This is a genomic window from Streptomyces sp. CRN 30, assembly GCF_034105845.1.
Genome location: NZ_JAVRHI010000460.1, coordinates 14862 through 29862 on the forward strand (window position 1 = coordinate 14862; position 15001 = coordinate 29862).

Below are 15001 nucleotides of genomic sequence, written 5' to 3' on the forward strand. Positions count from 1 at the left end.
CCACCGGGAGGGCGATCAGCTCTCCGGGCGGTCCTCCGGGGCTCGCTCGGGAGCCGGAGCCGGCTCCGTCGTGGTGTTCTTGGCGGTGGTGATCGCCGCCGTGGCGCCGTTGGCTCCGTTCGTCAGCGCCAGCTCCTTGGGGGAGAGCACCGGCGGACGGGTGGACGGCGTACGGCGTGAGGAGCCGGTCCAAGCGGGCCGGGCCGGGCGCTTCACGATCTGCGAGAAGACCTCGGCGATCTCGTCCTTGCCCAGCGTCTCCTTCTCCAGGAGGGCCAGGACCAGGTTGTCGAGGACGTCACGGTTCTCGACGAGGATCTCCCACGCCTCGTTGTGCGCGGTCTCGATCAGCTTCTTGACCTCTTCGTCCACGAGCGCGGCGACCTCTTCCGAGTAGTCGCGCTGGTGGGACATCTCACGCCCGAGGAACGGCTCGGTGTTGTCCCCACCGAACTTGATCGCCCCGAGGCGCTCGGTCATGCCGTACTGGGTGACCATCGCGCGGGCCAGACCGGTGGCCTTCTCGATGTCGTTCGCGGCGCCCGTGGTCGGGTCGTGGAAGACCAGTTCCTCGGCCGCCCGGCCGCCCAGCATGTAGGCGAGCTGGTCGAGCATCTCGTTGCGCGTGGTCGAGTACTTGTCCTCGTCCGGCAGCACCATCGTGTAGCCGAGGGCACGCCCCCGGGAGAGGATGGTGATCTTGTGGACCGGGTCGGAGTTCGGTGAGGCCGCCGCGACCAGGGCGTGTCCGCCCTCGTGGTACGCGGTGATCTTCTTCTCCTTGTCCGACATGATCCGGGTCCGCTTCTGCGGTCCCGCCACCACTCGGTCGATCGCCTCGTCCAGCATGTGGTTGTCGATCAGCTTCTGGTCGCTGCGCGCCGTCAGCAGGGCGGCCTCGTTCAGCACGTTGGCCAGATCGGCACCGGTCATACCGGGCGTACGGCGGGCGACGGCCGACAGGTCGACGTCCGGCGCGACCGGCTTGCCCTTCTGGTGGACCTTGAGGATCTCCAGACGGCCCTGCATGTCCGGACGGTCGACGGCGATCTGCCGGTCGAAACGGCCGGGACGCAGCAGCGCCGGGTCGAGGATGTCGGGCCGGTTCGTCGCGGCGATCAGGATCACGCCGCCCTTGACGTCGAAGCCGTCCATCTCGACGAGGAGCTGGTTCAGCGTCTGCTCGCGCTCGTCGTGACCGCCGCCGAGGCCGGCGCCGCGGTGGCGGCCGACCGCGTCGATCTCGTCGACGAAGACGATCGCCGGGGCGTTCGCCTTGGCCTGCTCGAAGAGGTCACGCACCCGGGAGGCGCCGACACCGACGAACATCTCGACGAAGTCGGAACCGGAGATCGAGTAGAAGGGGACGCCCGCCTCGCCCGCGACGGCCCGCGCGAGCAGCGTCTTGCCGGTGCCGGGAGGCCCGTAGAGCAGGACGCCCTTGGGGATCTTGGCGCCGACGGCCTGGAACTTCGCCGGCTCCTGGAGGAACTCCTTGATCTCGTGGAGCTCCTCGACGGCCTCGTCCGACCCGGCCACGTCGGAGAACGTCGTCTTCGGGGTGTCCTTGGTGATGAGCTTGGCCTTGGACTTCCCGAAGTTCATCACCCGGGAGCCGCCGCCCTGCATCTGATTCATCAGGAACAGGAAGACGACCACGATGAGGACGAAGGGGAGCAGGGAGAGCAGGATTCCGACGAACGCGTTCTGCTTGGTGGGCGAGACCGTGTACCCGTCGGGGATCTGCTTGTCCTGGTACTTGTTCTGCAGCGTGTTGGCGATGTCCACGCCCTGATCGCCGATGTAGCTCGCCTGGATCTTCGAGCTGCCCTCGACCTTTTCGCCGTCCTTGAGCTGGACCTTGATGGTCTGCTCGTCGCCGGTGGTCAGCTTGGCCTGTTCGACCTTGTTCTGGTTGATCGCCTGGACGACCTGGCCCGTGTCCACCGTCTTGTAGCCGCCGGACGAGCCGACGACCTGCATCAACACGACCACGGCAAGGACGGCCAGCACGATCCACATGACCGGCCCACGGAAGTATCGCTTCACGTCCATCCACACGGAGCGGTGCCGCCCCGTCCCTCCTGCCATAGTGAGTTTGATAAGACAGTTCTTCTGACGGTACCCCAGCTTGGTGGCCCGCAGCCGCACGGGACGGCTGGCATCCCCGTCTGCATGTCCAACGGCGCGGGGGCCGCCGGGGTTCCCGCTCCGCCCTACGAGGGCGTGTCAGCCACCGTAGACGTGAGGCGCGAGCGTACCGACGAACGGCAGGTTCCGGTACTTCTCGGCGTAGTCCAGGCCGTAGCCGACGACGAACTCGTTGGGGATGTCGAAGCCGACCCACTCCACGTCGATGGCGACCTTGGCGGCGTCGGGCTTGCGCAGCAGCGTGCACACCTTCAGCGAGGCGGGCTCGCGCGAGCCGAGGTTCGACAGCAGCCAGGACAGCGTCAGGCCGGAGTCGATGATGTCCTCGACGATCAGTACGTGGCGGCCCTTGATGTCGGTGTCGAGGTCCTTGAGGATCCGCACCACCCCGGAGGACTGGGTGCCCGCGCCGTAGGAGGACACGGCCATCCAGTCCATGGTGACCGGGGAGGCCAGCGCCCTGGCGAGGTCGGCCATGACCATCACCGCGCCCTTGAGGACACCGACGATCAGCAGGTCCTTGCCCGCGTACTCAGCGTCGATCTTCGCGGCCAGCTCGACCAGCTTGGCGTCGATCTCTTCCTTGGTGATGAGTACCCGCTCAAGGTCGGCACCCATGTCGTTCGCGTCCACCCGCATCACTTTCGGTCGTACCCCATTTAGACGGCTCAGACGGCCCGCGGCCGGGCCGGACCGCCGCCGGACCGCCCACACGGGTTCCGCGTCAGCGGTCCTTCTCGGGGCCCGGATTCAGCCTTGCCGAATCACCAGTCTGCCACCCTGCCGCTGGGCGACGACCTTGCCGGGGAGGTTGATGGCTCCCTGGCCGCGCCAGCCGGTGATCAGCTTGTCGATCTCCTCGATGTGCCGGGCGAAGAGCGAGCCGGCCGGGGCGCCCGCCTCGATGGCGGCCCGGCGCAGAATTCTGCGGCGCACGGCGGGCGGCAGGGCGTAGAGCTTGCTGCACTCCAGCAGGCCCGCGGCGTCACGGACGCCCGCCTCGGCCTGCCGGGCCCAGCCGTCGAGGGCGTCGGCGTCGTCGCGGGAGAGCTGGGCCGTACGGGCGAGTGCCTCGACGACGCCCTTGCCGAGGGCCTTCTCCAGGGCGGGCAGGCCCTCGTGGCGCAGCCGGGAGCGGGTGTAGGCGGGGTCGGTGTTGTGCGGGTCGTCCCAGACCGGCAGCGACTGGGCCATACAGGCCTTGCGGGCGGTCTGCCGGTCGAGCTGGAGGAACGGCCGCCGGTAACGGCCGCCGGCCCCCGAGACCGCGGCCATGCCCGACAGGGAGCGGATGCCGGAGCCGCGGGCGAGACCGAGGAGGACCGTCTCGGCCTGGTCGTCGCGGGTGTGGCCGAGGAGGACGGCGGTGGCGCCGTGGCGCTCGGCGGCGGCGTCCAGGGCGTCGTAGCGCGCGTCGCGGGCGGCGGCCTCGGGGCCGCCCTCGCGGCCGACGGTCACGGTGGCGGACTCCACCGGGTCGAGGCCGAGCGCGCGCAGGCGCAGGACGACCTCCTCGGCGCGCAGGTCGGAGCCGGGCTGGAGGCCGTGGTCGACGGTGACGCCGCCGGCGCGGAGGCCGAGCCGGGGGGCCTCGAAGGCGACGGCGGAGGCGAGTGCCATGGAGTCGGCGCCGCCGGAGCACGCCACGAGCACGAGCGGGGCGGACGGTCGCCCGGTCGCCGGGGGGCGTGCCGGGTGGTGCGCGGGATCGCGCGGGGAGTCGTGGACGGAGCCGTGCGCGACGGGGTGCGGGAGCGCCACGGGCGCGGTGCGCGCGGCCCCTCGGTGCTCTCGGGGCTCGTGCTCGTCGTTGTGTTCGGTGAGGATGTCGTGGAGGACGCGGCGGACCGCCAGGCGTATCGCCGCGACCGCAGGATGGGGACCCATGTCCGGTGCCCTTCATGAAGTTTTCGGGGGGGGGTACTCGTGTTCCGGTCACACAGAGTGTGTAGATGGTGACAGAAACAGGCCGTTCCCCGAGCATCGCACGCCTGCCGGGGGCTCACGGTCCCTCGGACGGGTGATTGAAGGGGCGTTGGTCTGCCGCCGTCCGATTCCCTCGTGCGCCCCCTCCCTCCGCTTCACGACTCGGACGTGCGGTGCACCCGTGCGATCCAGTCCGCCGGTTTGGCGATCTCCGTCTTGGTGGGGAGGGTGTTGGGCGAGGTCCACACGCGGTTGAAGCCGTCCATGCCGACCTCGTCGACGACCGCGCGGACGAAGCGCTCGCCGTCGCGGTACTGCCGGAGCTTGGCGTCGAGGCCGAGGAGCCTGCGCAGCGCCAGGTCGAGGCGGGAGGCGCCCTTGGCGCGGCGCTGCTGGAACTTCTCCCGGATCTCCCCCACGCTCGGCACGACCTCGGGTCCGACACCGTCCATGACGAAGTCGGCGTGGCCCTCCAGCAGGGACATCACGGCGGTGAGGCGGCCGAGGATCTCCCGCTGGGCGGGGGTCTGCACCAGCTCCACCAGGGACCGGCCGCCGTCGTCCTCCTCGCCCTCGGGACGTCCGCCGGCGAGGGTCTGGGCGGCTTCGCGGATGCGCTCAAGGACGGTCATGGGGTCGACCTCGGTCTCGCCGAGGAACGACTGGATCTCGCCCTCCAGGTGGTCCCGGAGCCAGGGCACGGCCGTGAACTGCGTGCGGTGGGTCTCCTCGTGCAGGCAGACCCAGAGGCGGAAGTCGTGCGGCTCGACGTCGAGTTCGCGCTCCACGTGGACGATGTTCGGCGCGACGAGCAGCAGCCGGCCGCCGCCGTCGGCCCCGGCGGGCAGCTCGCGGGTGGCGGGGGCGAAGGTCTCGTACTGGCCGAGGACGCGGGAGGAGAGGAACGACAGCAGCATGCCCAGTTCCACGCCGGTGACCTTGCCGCCGACCGCGCCGAGGACCGCGCCGCCGGGGGTGGAGCCGCGCCGTTCCTGCATCTTGTCCAGGAGCGGTTTGAGCAGCTCGCGGAAGCCCGCGACGTTGGCCCGGACCCAGCCGGGGCGGTCGACGACGAGGACGGGGGTGTCGGCGGCCCCCTCGGAGACCATCCGGGTGAAGCCGCGGACGTGCTCCTCGGAGGCCTTGGCATGCCGTCGGAGTTCCGCGACGACGGCGCGGGCCTCGTCGCGGCTCACCTCGGGGCCCGGCCGGACCAGTCGGGTCGCGGTCGCCACCGCGAGGTTCCAGTCGACCATCCCGGAAGATGCGGCACCACCGATGCTCGTCATGCGTCAACCGTACGTGAGCGCCGCCGCCGGGGGCAGGCCGTGCGGGGCGCCGGGAGGACGCGGGTGCCGGTGGGGCGTCAGTGGCAGCCGCAGTCCGCGAGCGCGCTCGCCATCGCGTCCAGCGCCGACTGGGCGGCCTGCGGGTCGGTGGTGCCGTCGGCGAGGAAGGCGAAGCCCAGCAGCCCGCCGTCGCGGGTGACGACCGTGCCGGCCAGGGTGTTGACGCCGGTCAGCGTGCCGGTCTTGGCGCGTACGAGGCCGGCGGCGCCGTCGGTGTCGTCGGCGTAGCGGCTGCTGAGCGTTCCGGTGAACCCGGCGACGGGGAGCCCGGTGAGGACGGAGCGCAGTTCCGGGTGGTCGGGGTCGGCGGCGGTCACCAGCAGGTCGGTGAGGAGGTCGGCGGTGAGCCGGTCGGCGCGGTCCAGTCCGCTGCCGTCGTGGAAGTCGGCGCCCTTGACGGTGAGGCCGAGTTTCTTCAGGCGTGCGGTGACGGCGGCCCCCGCGCCCTTGAAGTCGGCGCGCTTCCCGCTCGCCACGGCGGTGTGCCGGGCGAGGGCCTCGGCGAGGTCGTTGTCGCTGTTGGTGAGCATCCGCTCGACCAGGGAGGACAGCGGCGGGGAGGAGACGGTGGCGAGGGTGTCGGCGCGGCCGGTCGCCTTGGAGGGGCCGGGCGGGGTGGTCTCGATGCCCCGCTTCTCCAGGAGTGCGGCGAAGGTGCGGGCGGCGGCGGCCGCGGGGTCGCTCTCGCGCGGGGCGGGGCCGCTGGAGGAGCCGTCCGTGCGGGCCTCGTCCACCATGAGGGCGGTGATGTCGGCGAGGTTGTCGTTGACCCCGATCGGGTGTTTTCCGGAGCCGGCGTAGAGCGTCGTGTCGTAGGACAGCGTCACCTCGCGCACATGGTTCTTCTTCAGCGCTTTCGCGGTCTTCGCGGCGAGGGTGCGCAGGTCGGCCGAGCCCTTGAGGCCCTTGCCCGCGGTGAGGGTGGGGTCGCCGCCGCCGACCAGGACGAGTTCGCCGGTGTCGCCTTCGTAGGCGGTCCGGGTGGTGAGGCGGTGGTCGGGGCCGAGGGCGGAGAGGGCGGCGACCGCGGTGGCGATCTTGGTGGTGGAGGCGGGGGTGAAGGCGGCGCCGACGCCGGTGCCGTAGAGACGCTTCCCGGTGGTGAGGTCGACGACGGAGGCCGCGTGGCGGTCGCCGAGCGAGGCGTCGTCGAGCAGGGGGTCCAGTACGCCGGCGAGGCCGGTCGTGCTCCGGCCGCTGTCCGGGGCGGTGTCGAGGCCGGCCAGGACGGACCCGGCGCTGGGGGCGGGCCGGGGCGCTCCGGCGGTCCCGGACTCCGTACCGTGATCTGCGCCACCCGTGTGCCGCTGGGCGACGGCCCGGTCACGCTCGGCCGTACGCTGGCCCGTGGAGTCCCAGGGGCCCGCCGCGGTCACCACGCCGACGGTGAGGGCCAGTCCGGCGGTCGCGGCACCCGCGGTGTACTGCCAGGTCTTCGGCCCGGTGATCCGGGCGAGGTGGGGCGAGGCGGCCCGAGCGAACCGTGCGACCCGCGGTCCGGCGGCCCGCGCGGCTCCGGACAGCCGTGGCCGCACGGCCTCGGCGGCCCGTACGAGCGGCGGACGCAGGGCGTCCGTGGCGCGTGCGAGACGGGGGCGTACGGCGCCCGCGGCCCGCGCGAGACGCGGCCGCACGGACCGCCACGGCCTCTCCTCCACCACGACCACCAGCCCCTTTCGCGATCACACACCTGCGTGAGGGACACTTAATCACCAGAACTATGTGCTGATCATGGAGGAGCGTCCGGTGGAGTTCGACGTCACGATCGAGATCCCGAAGGGTTCGCGGAACAAGTACGAGGTGGACCACGAGACCGGTCGTATCCGCCTGGACCGCCGCCTTTTCACCTCGACCGCCTACCCGACCGACTACGGCTTCGTCGAGAACACCCTCGGCGAGGACGGTGACCCGCTGGACGCGCTGGTCATCCTCGACGAGCCGACCTTCCCGGGCTGCCTGATCCGCTGCCGCGCGATCGGCATGTTCCGGATGACGGACGAGGCCGGCGGCGACGACAAGCTGCTGTGCGTCCCGGCGACGGACCCGCGCGTGGAGCACCTGCGCGACATCCACCACGTCTCGGAGTTCGACCGCCTGGAGATCCAGCACTTCTTCGAGGTCTACAAGGACCTGGAGCCCGGCAAGTCCGTCGAGGGCGCCAACTGGGTGGGCCGTACGGACGCCGAGGCCGAGATCGAGCGCTCCTACAAGCGCGCCAAGGAGCACGGCGGCCACTGAGCCCCCTGAGTCCACCGGGGCTCGTGTTACACGATGGGCCGTACGCATCCGCGTGCGGCCCGTTCGTGTTTGTGTGCCCATACTGAGGGCTACTGGAGGATGTGGTCGTAGGGAGCTTTGAGCACGTGAGGGACACGGAGGAGCGGGTCGCGGCACCGGGCGACGGTGAGGCGTCGACGACGTCGGAGTTCGCCCTGCCGCAGGGGCTGACCGTCCCCCGGACCGAGAGCGAGTCCGAGACGACGTCGGAGTTCGCCCTGCCGGACGGACTGGACGTCCCGCAGGCCCCGGCGGCGGAGCCCGAGGGGTCGGCGTTCAGCACTCCGCGCGGGTACAGCGCGCCGCACGCCCAGTCCGCCTTCACCCCGCCGGCCGGCGTAGCGGCGGTCAACCTCGTCAAGGACGCCCCCTGGCAGGACCGGATGCGCACGATGCTGCGCATGCCGGTGGCCGAGCGGCCCGCGCCGGAGACGCCGCAGCGGCACGACGACGAGACCGGTCCGGCCGTACCGCGCGTGCTCGACCTGACGCTGCGCATCGGCGAGCTGCTCCTGGCGGGCGGCGAGGGCGCCGAGGACGTGGAGGCCGCGATGTTCGCGGTCTGCCGCTCCTACGGCCTGGACCGCTGCGAGCCGAACGTCACGTTCACCCTGTTGTCGATCTCGCACCAGCCGTCGCTGGTGGAGGACCCGGTGACGGCGTCGCGCACGGTGCGCCGCCGGGGTACCGACTACACCCGGCTCGCGGCCGTCTTCCAGCTGGTGGACGACCTCAGCGACCCGGACACGCAGATCTCCCTTGAGGAGGCCTACCGGCGCCTCGCGGAGATCCGCCGCAACCGCCACCCCTACCCGACCTGGGTGCTGACCTCGGCGAGCGGACTGCTCGCGGGCGCGGCCTCGCTGCTCGTCGGCGGTGACCTGATCGTCTTCGTCGCGGCGCTGATCGGCGCGATGCTCGGCGACCGGCTCGCCTGGTACTGCGCCGGGCGCGGGCTGCCGGAGTTCTACCAGTTCGCGGTGGCCGCGATGCCGCCGGCGGCGATCGGCATCGCGCTGACGCTGGCACACGTCGACGTGAAGGCGTCCGCGGTGATCACCGGTGGGCTGTTCGCGCTGCTGCCGGGGCGGGCCCTTGTCGCCGGTGTGCAGGACGGTCTGACCGGCTTCTACATCACCGCCGCCGCGCGGCTCCTGGAGGTCCTGTACTTCTTCGTCAGCATCGTCGCCGGGGTGCTGGTGGTGCTGTACTTCGGCGTGCAGCTCGGCGCCAAGCTCAACCCGGACACCGCGCTGGGCACGGGTGGCCAGCCGGTGGTCGCGATCATCGCGTCGATGCTGCTGTCCCTGGCCTTCGCGATCCTGCTCCAGCAGGAACGATCCACCGTGCTGGCCGTGACCCTCAACGGGGGTGTCGCGTGGTGCGTGTACGGGGCGATGCACTACGCGGGCGACATCTCGCCGGTGGCCTCCACGGCCGCCGCGGCGGGGCTGGTGGGGCTGTTCGGGCAGCTGATGTCCCGGTACCGGTTCGCGTCCGCGCTGCCGTACACGACTGCGGCGATCGGTCCGCTGCTGCCGGGTTCCGCGACGTACTTCGGTCTGCTGGCGATCGCGCAGAGCGAGGTGGACCGGGGACTGGTGTCGCTGTCCAAGGCGGTGGCGCTGGCGATGGCGATCGCCATCGGGGTGAACCTCGGGTCGGAGATCTCGCGGCTGTTCCTGCGGATGCCGGGCGGGGCGAGCGCGGCGGGGCGGCGGGCCGCGAAGCGGACGCGAGGGTTCTAGAACCGGTTCGGGTTCCAGAGCGCCCGAGGGGCAGGACGCCCCGGGAGGGGGAGGGCGCCCGAGGGGCACGGGGCCCTAGGGGCAGGGCGCCCGAGGGGCACGGGGTGCTGTCTGTCCGCGGGTGCGGGTGCGTCGTGGCTCGGCGCGCAGTTCCCCGCGCCCCCTTCGGGGCGGTTCAGTAACCCTGGTTGTACGGGTTCTGCTGCTGGCCGTAGCCCTGCGGGTACTGCTGCTGGGGGTACTGCTGCTGCGGGTACGGCTGCTGCTGTTGCTGCTGGGGGTAGTACTGGTCGCCGTACGGCTGCTGCTGCTGCTGCTCGTAAGGCTGCTGCTGCGGCTGCTGCTGCGGCTCCGGGTCGACGCGGCGGAGCTGGGTCGTGGCGTCGTCCATGGGCTGCTGGTACTGCTGCTGGTACGGCTGCTGCGGCTGCCGCGGTTCGGGGCGGGCCGGCTCCTGCGGGTTCTTCTTGTTCTTCGAGCGGGCGCGGAGGAACTCGATCGCGATCGGGACCACGGAGACCAGGACGATCAGGATGAGGATCGCCTCGATGTTCTCCTTGACGAAGTCGATGCCGCCGAGCCAGGAGCCGAGCAGGGTCACGCCCGCGCCCCACAGGACGCCGCCGATGACGTTGAACGTCAGGAACGAGCGGTACTTCATGCCGCTGACGCCCGCGATGATCGGCGTGAACGTGCGCACGATGGGCACGAAGCGGGCCAGGACCAGGGACTTCGGGCCGTACTTCTCGAAGAACTCGTGGGCCTTGGTGACGTTCTCCTGCTTGAAGAGGCGGGAGTCGGGGCGCTTGAAGAGGGACGGGCCCACCTTCTTGCCGAACATGTAGCCGGCCTGGTCGCCCAGGATCGCGGCGAGGCAGATCAGCGCGATCGCCGCCCACAGGGGGAAGTCGAGCTGGCCGGAGGTGATCAGCAGACCGGCAGTGAACAGCAGCGAGTCACCCGGCAGGAAGAAGCCGATGAGCAGGCCGGACTCGGCGAAGACGATGAGCAGCAGGCCCCAGATGCCGAACGTGTCGAGGAGATAGTTCGGATCCAGCCAGCTCGGGCCGAGGGCAAGCGTCGTCACGGTTCCGGGCTCCTGTGGGATGAAGGTGGTGAGGCGATGAAGTACGGCCGCACAAAGCTATCAACGCCTTGTGCATGCCCCAGGTTCCACCGATGGGGCCAGGATGAACTGTGGTCTCCCTCGGACCGAGCTGTGAGGTGCCGGATCAGCCCGTGTGCCGGGCCGCGTTCGCGGTGATCGCCCGCGCGAGGTGCTCGGCGAGGCAGACATGCATGGCGTACGGGCAGTCGTAGAACCAGCCGGTGATCTGCTGCCGGTGTTCCTCCGCCAGGGCCATGGCGGCCTCGCCGGACGGGGGCTCGCCGGCCTCCATGAGCGCGCCGTAGCGCTCGTTCCAGTCGGCCTGCGAGGTGCAGGACGTGGCGTGAGGTCCGAGCCTGTCAGCGGCTGAGCCGCCGGAACCTGGCCACCGCGAGCGGGGCGAACACCGACAGCAGCGCCAGCGGCCAGAGGACGGCCGCCGCGACGTGCCCCGATTCGCCGCCGGGACCGCCGAAGAGGTCGCGTACGGCGGTGGCGGTGTGGGACATCGGGTTCCACTGGACGGCCGTGCCCATCCAGCCGGGCATGGTGGCGGGGTCGGCGAAGGCGTTGGAGAGGAAGCCGACGGGCCAGACCAGGATCTGCACCGACGTGACCAGCTCCGGCTTCCCGGCGACCAGGGCCAGGTAAATGCCGATCCACAGCATCGCGAAGCGGAAGAGCAGGAGCAGGCCGACGGCGCCGAGGAAGGCGCCGGGGCCGCCGGAGGTCCGCCAGCCGAGCGCGTGCCCGACGGCGATCAGCACGGCCAGGCCCGCCCCCGACTGGAGCATGTCGGCCGCCGCGCGGCCCACGAGGACCGCTCCGTCGGCCATGGGCAGGGAACGGAACCGGTCGACGACGCCCTTGTCGAGGTCGGAGGTGACGGCGATCATCGTGCTCTCCAGGCCGAAGGCCATGGTGAGCGCCAGCATGCCGGGCACGAGGTAGTCGACGTAGTCGCCCGCGACGCCCCGGCCGCCACCGACCAGGTAGCCGAACATCAGCAGCAGCATGACGGGGAACAGCAGGTTGACCGCGACCGGGACGGGCTGCCGCGCCCAGTGGGCCAGTTCGCGGCGGGTCATGGTCCAGGAGTCGGTCAGTGCGTGGGTGCTCACACGGTCTCCTTCGCGCGGTCGGTCGGAGGGCGGTCGGTCAGGTGCAGGAAGACCTCGTCCAGGGTGGGACGGCGCAGCGCCACGTCCTCCGCTTCGATGCCGGCCTCGGCGAGTGCCCGTACGACGTCGGTGAGCGCCGCCGTCCGGTCGGTGACGGGGGCGCTGAGCAGCCGCCGGTCGGGGTCGGTGCGGACGCCGGTGAGCGGCAGCAGGGCGGCGGCGTCGCCGAGCCGCGCGGCGTCGCGCAGGACGATGTCGACGCGGTCGCCGCCGAGGGCCGCCTTCAGCTCGTCGGGGGTGCCGTCGGCGACGGCCCGGCCGGCGTCCACGATGCAGACGCGGTCGGCGAGCTGGTCGGCCTCCTCCAGGTACTGGATGGTGAGCAGCACCGTCGTACCGCCCTCGACCAGGGAGCGGACCGAGCGCCACACCTCGGCGCGGCCCCGGGGGTCGAGGCCGGTGGTCGGCTCGTCCAGGAAGAGCACCTCGGGGTCGGTGATCAGCGAGGTGGCGAGATCGAGCCGGCGGCGCATGCCGCCGCTGTAGGCGCTGACCGCCTTGGCGCCGGTTCCGGACAGCTCGAAGCGGTCCAGAAGTTCGCGGGCACGCGCGCGTGCCCGCGCCGCGCCCAGATGATGCAGGCGGCCGAACATCTCCAGGTTCTGCCGTCCGTCCAGTTGCTCGTCCAGGGCCGCGTGCTGGCCGAGCAGGCCGATGCGGAGCCGCACCTCGTACGCCTCGGTGGCGACGTCGCGGCCCGCGACCTCGGCCCGGCCCGCGTCGGGCCGCAGCAGTGTGGCCAGGACGCGGACCAGGGTGGTCTTGCCCGCGCCGTTGGGACCGAGCACCGCGTGCACCGTGCCCCGCGCGGCGGTCAGGCACAGCCCGTCCAGTGCGCGTTTCGGGTTTTTCCGTCCGTACTCCTTGCGCAGTCCTTCGACGACGATCGCCGGTCGGTCCATCGGCCCCCCTCATTAGTCAACTTTGACTAGCTGCTCGCAAGGTATCCCCCGCGGTCGCATTGGTCAAACTTGATGAGGCCCCACTTGATCAGTGGGCGTCCTCCGGGTGCCTCTCCCCCGTCGCGTACGGGTTCGCCTCGCCCTCGCCGAGGACGCCGACGAACGGCTCGCCCTCGCCGGCGAAGGTGTACGCGCCGCCGCGGACCCGTTCGACGAGTTCCCGGGTCCAGCGGGCGCCGGTGTCGGCCGAGTGCACCCACAGATTCATGATCTCGCCGATGTGGCCAAGCTGCTCCGGGCCGCCCTCCGGCGTGTAGTACTCGGTGACGGACCTGCGCCAGGCCTCGATGGCGCCGATCCGCTCCCGGAGCAGTTCCAGGACCTCCGCGCGGGGCAGGTCGACCATGAGTCCCAGGCCCGCGGAGAGCACGTCCGGCTTCTGGTCGTAGGCCGTGAGGGACTGCCGCAGCAGCGCGAAGTACTCCTCCGTGCCCCGCTCGGTGATCTCGTACTCCGTGCGCGGCGGGCCGCCCGCGGTGGACGGCGCCGTCTCGTGCTCGTGCAGCAGTCCCTGCTTCGCCATCTGCTTGAGGGCGTGGTAGATCGAGCCGGGCTTGGCGTTGGACCACTCGTGCGCGCCCCAGTACTCCAGGTCGTTGCGCACCTGGTAGCCGTGGGCCCGCCCGTGCTGGCGGACCGCGCCGAGCACGAGGAGACGGATCACTGACATGCGGTCCAGGTTAGTCCGCGGGCCGGTGAGGGTCAGAAGGGGAAGCGGCTGCGCCCGTGCTGCACCGAGATCCACTTCTGGGTGGTGAAGGAGTCCAGCATCGTCTCGCCGTTGAGCCGGCCGAGACCGGAGTGCTTCTCGCCGCCGAAGGGGACGATCGGCTCGTCGTGCACGGTGCCGTCGTTCACGTGGAACATGCCGGTCTCGACGCGCTTGGCGAAGGCCACCCCGCGCTCCACGTCGCCGGTGTGCACGGCGCCGCTGAGTCCGTACGGGGTGTCGTCGACCAGGCGGACCGCCTCCTCCTCGCCGTCGAAGGGGACGAGCAGGGCGACCGGGCCGAAGATCTCCTGCCGGAGCAGGGCCGAGCCGGCGGGTACGTCGGTGAGCACGGACGGCTCGACCAGGTTCTGCGTCCGTCCGCCCCGCACCAGGGCCGTCGCCCCCTCGGCGAGCGCCTGCTCGACGACGCCCGCGACCGCGTCGGCCTGCCGGGAGTTGATCAGCGGGCCGATGACGGTGTCCGCGTCGGCCGGGTCGCCCGCCTTGAGGGTGCGCACCTTGGCGACGAACTTCTCGGTGAACTCCCCGGCCACCGCGCGGTCGACGAGGACGCGGTTGGCGGCCATGCAGACCTGGCCCTGATGGACGTAGCGGCTGAAGACGGCCGCGTCGACCGCGTAGTCGACGTCGGCGTCGTCGAGGACCACCAGCGCGCTGTTGCCGCCGAGTTCGAGGACCGAACGCTTGAAGTTCGCGGCGCAGACGGTGCCGACGTGGCGGCCGACCGCGTCGGAGCCGGTGAAGGAGATGACCTTCGGCACCGGGTGCTCAAGGAAGGCGTCGCCGATCTCCGCGATGTCGGTGACGACGACGTTGAGCAGGCCGCCGGGGAGGCCCGCGTCCTCGAAGATCTTGGCGACCAGGGTGCCGCCGACGATCGGGGTGTTCTGGTGCGGCTTGAGGACGACGCCGTTGCCGAGCGCGAGCGCCGGGGCGACGGACTTGAGGGAGAGCAGCAGCGGGAAGTTGAAGGGGCTGATGACGCCCACGACGCCGACCGGGACGCGGTAGACGCGGTTCTCCTTGCCCTCGCCCGGCGAGGGCAGGATCCGGCCCTCGGGGCGGAGCGCCAGGTGGACGGCCTCGCGCAGGAACTCCTTGGCGAGGTGCAGCTCGAAGGCGGCCTTCGTCCGGGTGCCGCCCAGCTCGGCGATGATCGCCTCGGTGATGTCGGCCTCGCGCTCCTCGACCAGGCGCAGCGCCTTCTCGAAGACCGCGCGACGCGCGTAGGGGCTGGTCGCCGCCCACCCCTTCTGCGCCCGCTCGGCGGCCCGGTAGGCCGTGTCGATCTCGTCGACGGTGGCTATCGTGATCGAGGCGAGCTTCGTGTCGTCGTAGGGATTGAAGTCGATGATGTCCCAGGAACCGGAACCGGGACGCCACTCGCCGTCGATGTACTGCAGTGCCAGGTCGGTGAAGTACGACGACATGTGATCCCTCAATCCCTTGCTGCCGGGCCGGACGAAGTCGACGGCCGACCGGCCTTCACGGTCCGTCCACACCTCATCGTACTGACGGGTTAAGGAAGTTGGGGAAGTTCAGTACGAGTCAGGTGATGCCCGCGTG

The 15001-nt window shown here is 71.2% G+C and carries 13 protein-coding genes; 2 read left to right on the forward strand and 11 right to left on the reverse strand.

All coding sequences use genetic code 11. The features are described 5' to 3' along the window. Positions 1 to 15: 15 nt before the first annotated feature. The 5 genes from ftsH to dacB form a co-directional block, all read right to left on the reverse strand. Positions 16 to 2055, reverse strand: a complete 2040-nt coding sequence (gene ftsH / locus UW392_RS52400) for an ATP-dependent zinc metalloprotease FtsH (RefSeq protein WP_320782556.1) — start codon at positions 2053 to 2055, stop codon at positions 16 to 18. A 174-nt stretch (positions 2056 to 2229) separates the two neighbouring features. Continuing rightward, positions 2230 to 2790 (reverse strand): hypoxanthine phosphoribosyltransferase, encoded by a 561-nt coding sequence (gene hpt / locus UW392_RS52405; protein WP_320782521.1) that lies wholly within the window; start codon positions 2788 to 2790, stop codon positions 2230 to 2232. 111 nt (positions 2791 to 2901) lie between these two features. Continuing rightward, positions 2902 to 4038 (reverse strand): tRNA lysidine(34) synthetase TilS, encoded by a 1137-nt coding sequence (gene tilS, locus UW392_RS52410; protein ID WP_320782522.1) that lies wholly within the window; start codon positions 4036 to 4038, stop codon positions 2902 to 2904. A gap of 194 nt (positions 4039 to 4232) precedes the next feature. After that, positions 4233 to 5366 (reverse strand): zinc-dependent metalloprotease, encoded by a 1134-nt coding sequence (locus tag UW392_RS52415; protein ID WP_320782523.1) that lies wholly within the window; start codon positions 5364 to 5366, stop codon positions 4233 to 4235. Between the two features lie 77 nt (positions 5367 to 5443). Then, positions 5444 to 7093, reverse strand: coding sequence for a D-alanyl-D-alanine carboxypeptidase/D-alanyl-D-alanine-endopeptidase (gene dacB / locus UW392_RS52420; RefSeq protein ID WP_320782524.1), 1650 nt, complete (start codon positions 7091 to 7093; stop codon positions 5444 to 5446). A 79-nt stretch (positions 7094 to 7172) separates the two neighbouring features. Here dacB and UW392_RS52425 point away from each other — a divergent pair, with 79 nt between their 5' ends. Both UW392_RS52425 and UW392_RS52430 read left to right on the forward strand, forming a co-directional pair. Beyond that, positions 7173 to 7664: an inorganic diphosphatase gene (locus tag UW392_RS52425; protein ID WP_320782557.1), complete on the forward strand. Its 492-nt coding sequence runs from the start codon at positions 7173 to 7175 to the stop codon at positions 7662 to 7664. 125 nt (positions 7665 to 7789) lie between these two features. Then, positions 7790 to 9451 (forward strand): threonine/serine ThrE exporter family protein, encoded by a 1662-nt coding sequence (locus UW392_RS52430; protein WP_320782525.1) that lies wholly within the window; start codon positions 7790 to 7792, stop codon positions 9449 to 9451. Positions 9452 to 9626: 175 nt separating this feature from the next. Here UW392_RS52430 and UW392_RS52435 read toward each other — a convergent pair whose 3' ends face one another. The 6 genes from UW392_RS52435 to UW392_RS52460 all read right to left on the reverse strand — a co-directional run bounded on the left by UW392_RS52435 (position 9627) and on the right by UW392_RS52460 (position 14865). Continuing rightward, entirely contained in the window at positions 9627 to 10538 is a 912-nt protein-coding gene (locus tag UW392_RS52435; RefSeq protein ID WP_320782526.1) for a DedA family protein, read from the reverse strand. A 145-nt stretch (positions 10539 to 10683) separates the two neighbouring features. After that, the gene (locus tag UW392_RS52440) at positions 10684 to 10851 is read right to left on the reverse strand and encodes a TipAS antibiotic-recognition domain-containing protein (RefSeq protein ID WP_414497553.1); all 168 of its coding nucleotides are present in this window, start codon (positions 10849 to 10851) and stop codon (positions 10684 to 10686) included. A gap of 67 nt (positions 10852 to 10918) precedes the next feature. Beyond that, positions 10919 to 11647, reverse strand: a complete 729-nt coding sequence (locus UW392_RS52445; protein ID WP_320782558.1) for an ABC transporter permease — start codon at positions 11645 to 11647, stop codon at positions 10919 to 10921. A 29-nt stretch (positions 11648 to 11676) separates the two neighbouring features. Beyond that, a complete protein-coding gene (locus UW392_RS52450) occupies positions 11677 to 12642 on the reverse strand; it encodes an ATP-binding cassette domain-containing protein (protein ID WP_320782527.1) in 966 nt (321 codons plus the stop codon). Between the two features lie 88 nt (positions 12643 to 12730). Then, positions 12731 to 13372, reverse strand: a complete 642-nt coding sequence (locus tag UW392_RS52455; RefSeq protein WP_320782528.1) for a PadR family transcriptional regulator — start codon at positions 13370 to 13372, stop codon at positions 12731 to 12733. A 32-nt stretch (positions 13373 to 13404) separates the two neighbouring features. Beyond that, positions 13405 to 14865, reverse strand: coding sequence for an aldehyde dehydrogenase family protein (locus tag UW392_RS52460; RefSeq protein WP_320782529.1), 1461 nt, complete (start codon positions 14863 to 14865; stop codon positions 13405 to 13407). Positions 14866 to 15001: the final 136 nt, after the last annotated feature.

What these genes read in the sequence shown, in the direction of transcription:
- ftsH (WP_320782556.1), bottom strand. Translation starts at nt 2,055, where the DNA reads ATGGACGTGAAGCGATACTTCCGTGGGCCGGTCATGTGGATCGTGCTG.
- tilS (WP_320782522.1), bottom strand. Translation starts at nt 4,038, where the DNA reads ATGGGTCCCCATCCTGCGGTCGCGGCGATACGCCTGGCGGTCCGCCGC.
- UW392_RS52445 (WP_320782558.1), bottom strand. Translation starts at nt 11,647, where the DNA reads ATGACCCGCCGCGAACTGGCCCACTGGGCGCGGCAGCCCGTCCCGGTC.
- UW392_RS52450 (WP_320782527.1), bottom strand. Translation starts at nt 12,642, where the DNA reads ATGGACCGACCGGCGATCGTCGTCGAAGGACTGCGCAAGGAGTACGGA.
- UW392_RS52440 (WP_414497553.1), bottom strand. Translation starts at nt 10,851, where the DNA reads ATGGAGGCCGGCGAGCCCCCGTCCGGCGAGGCCGCCATGGCCCTGGCG.
- hpt (WP_320782521.1), bottom strand. Translation starts at nt 2,790, where the DNA reads ATGCGGGTGGACGCGAACGACATGGGTGCCGACCTTGAGCGGGTACTC.
- UW392_RS52455 (WP_320782528.1), bottom strand. Translation starts at nt 13,372, where the DNA reads ATGTCAGTGATCCGTCTCCTCGTGCTCGGCGCGGTCCGCCAGCACGGG.
- UW392_RS52415 (WP_320782523.1), bottom strand. Translation starts at nt 5,366, where the DNA reads ATGACGAGCATCGGTGGTGCCGCATCTTCCGGGATGGTCGACTGGAAC.
- UW392_RS52460 (WP_320782529.1), bottom strand. Translation starts at nt 14,865, where the DNA reads ATGTCGTCGTACTTCACCGACCTGGCACTGCAGTACATCGACGGCGAG.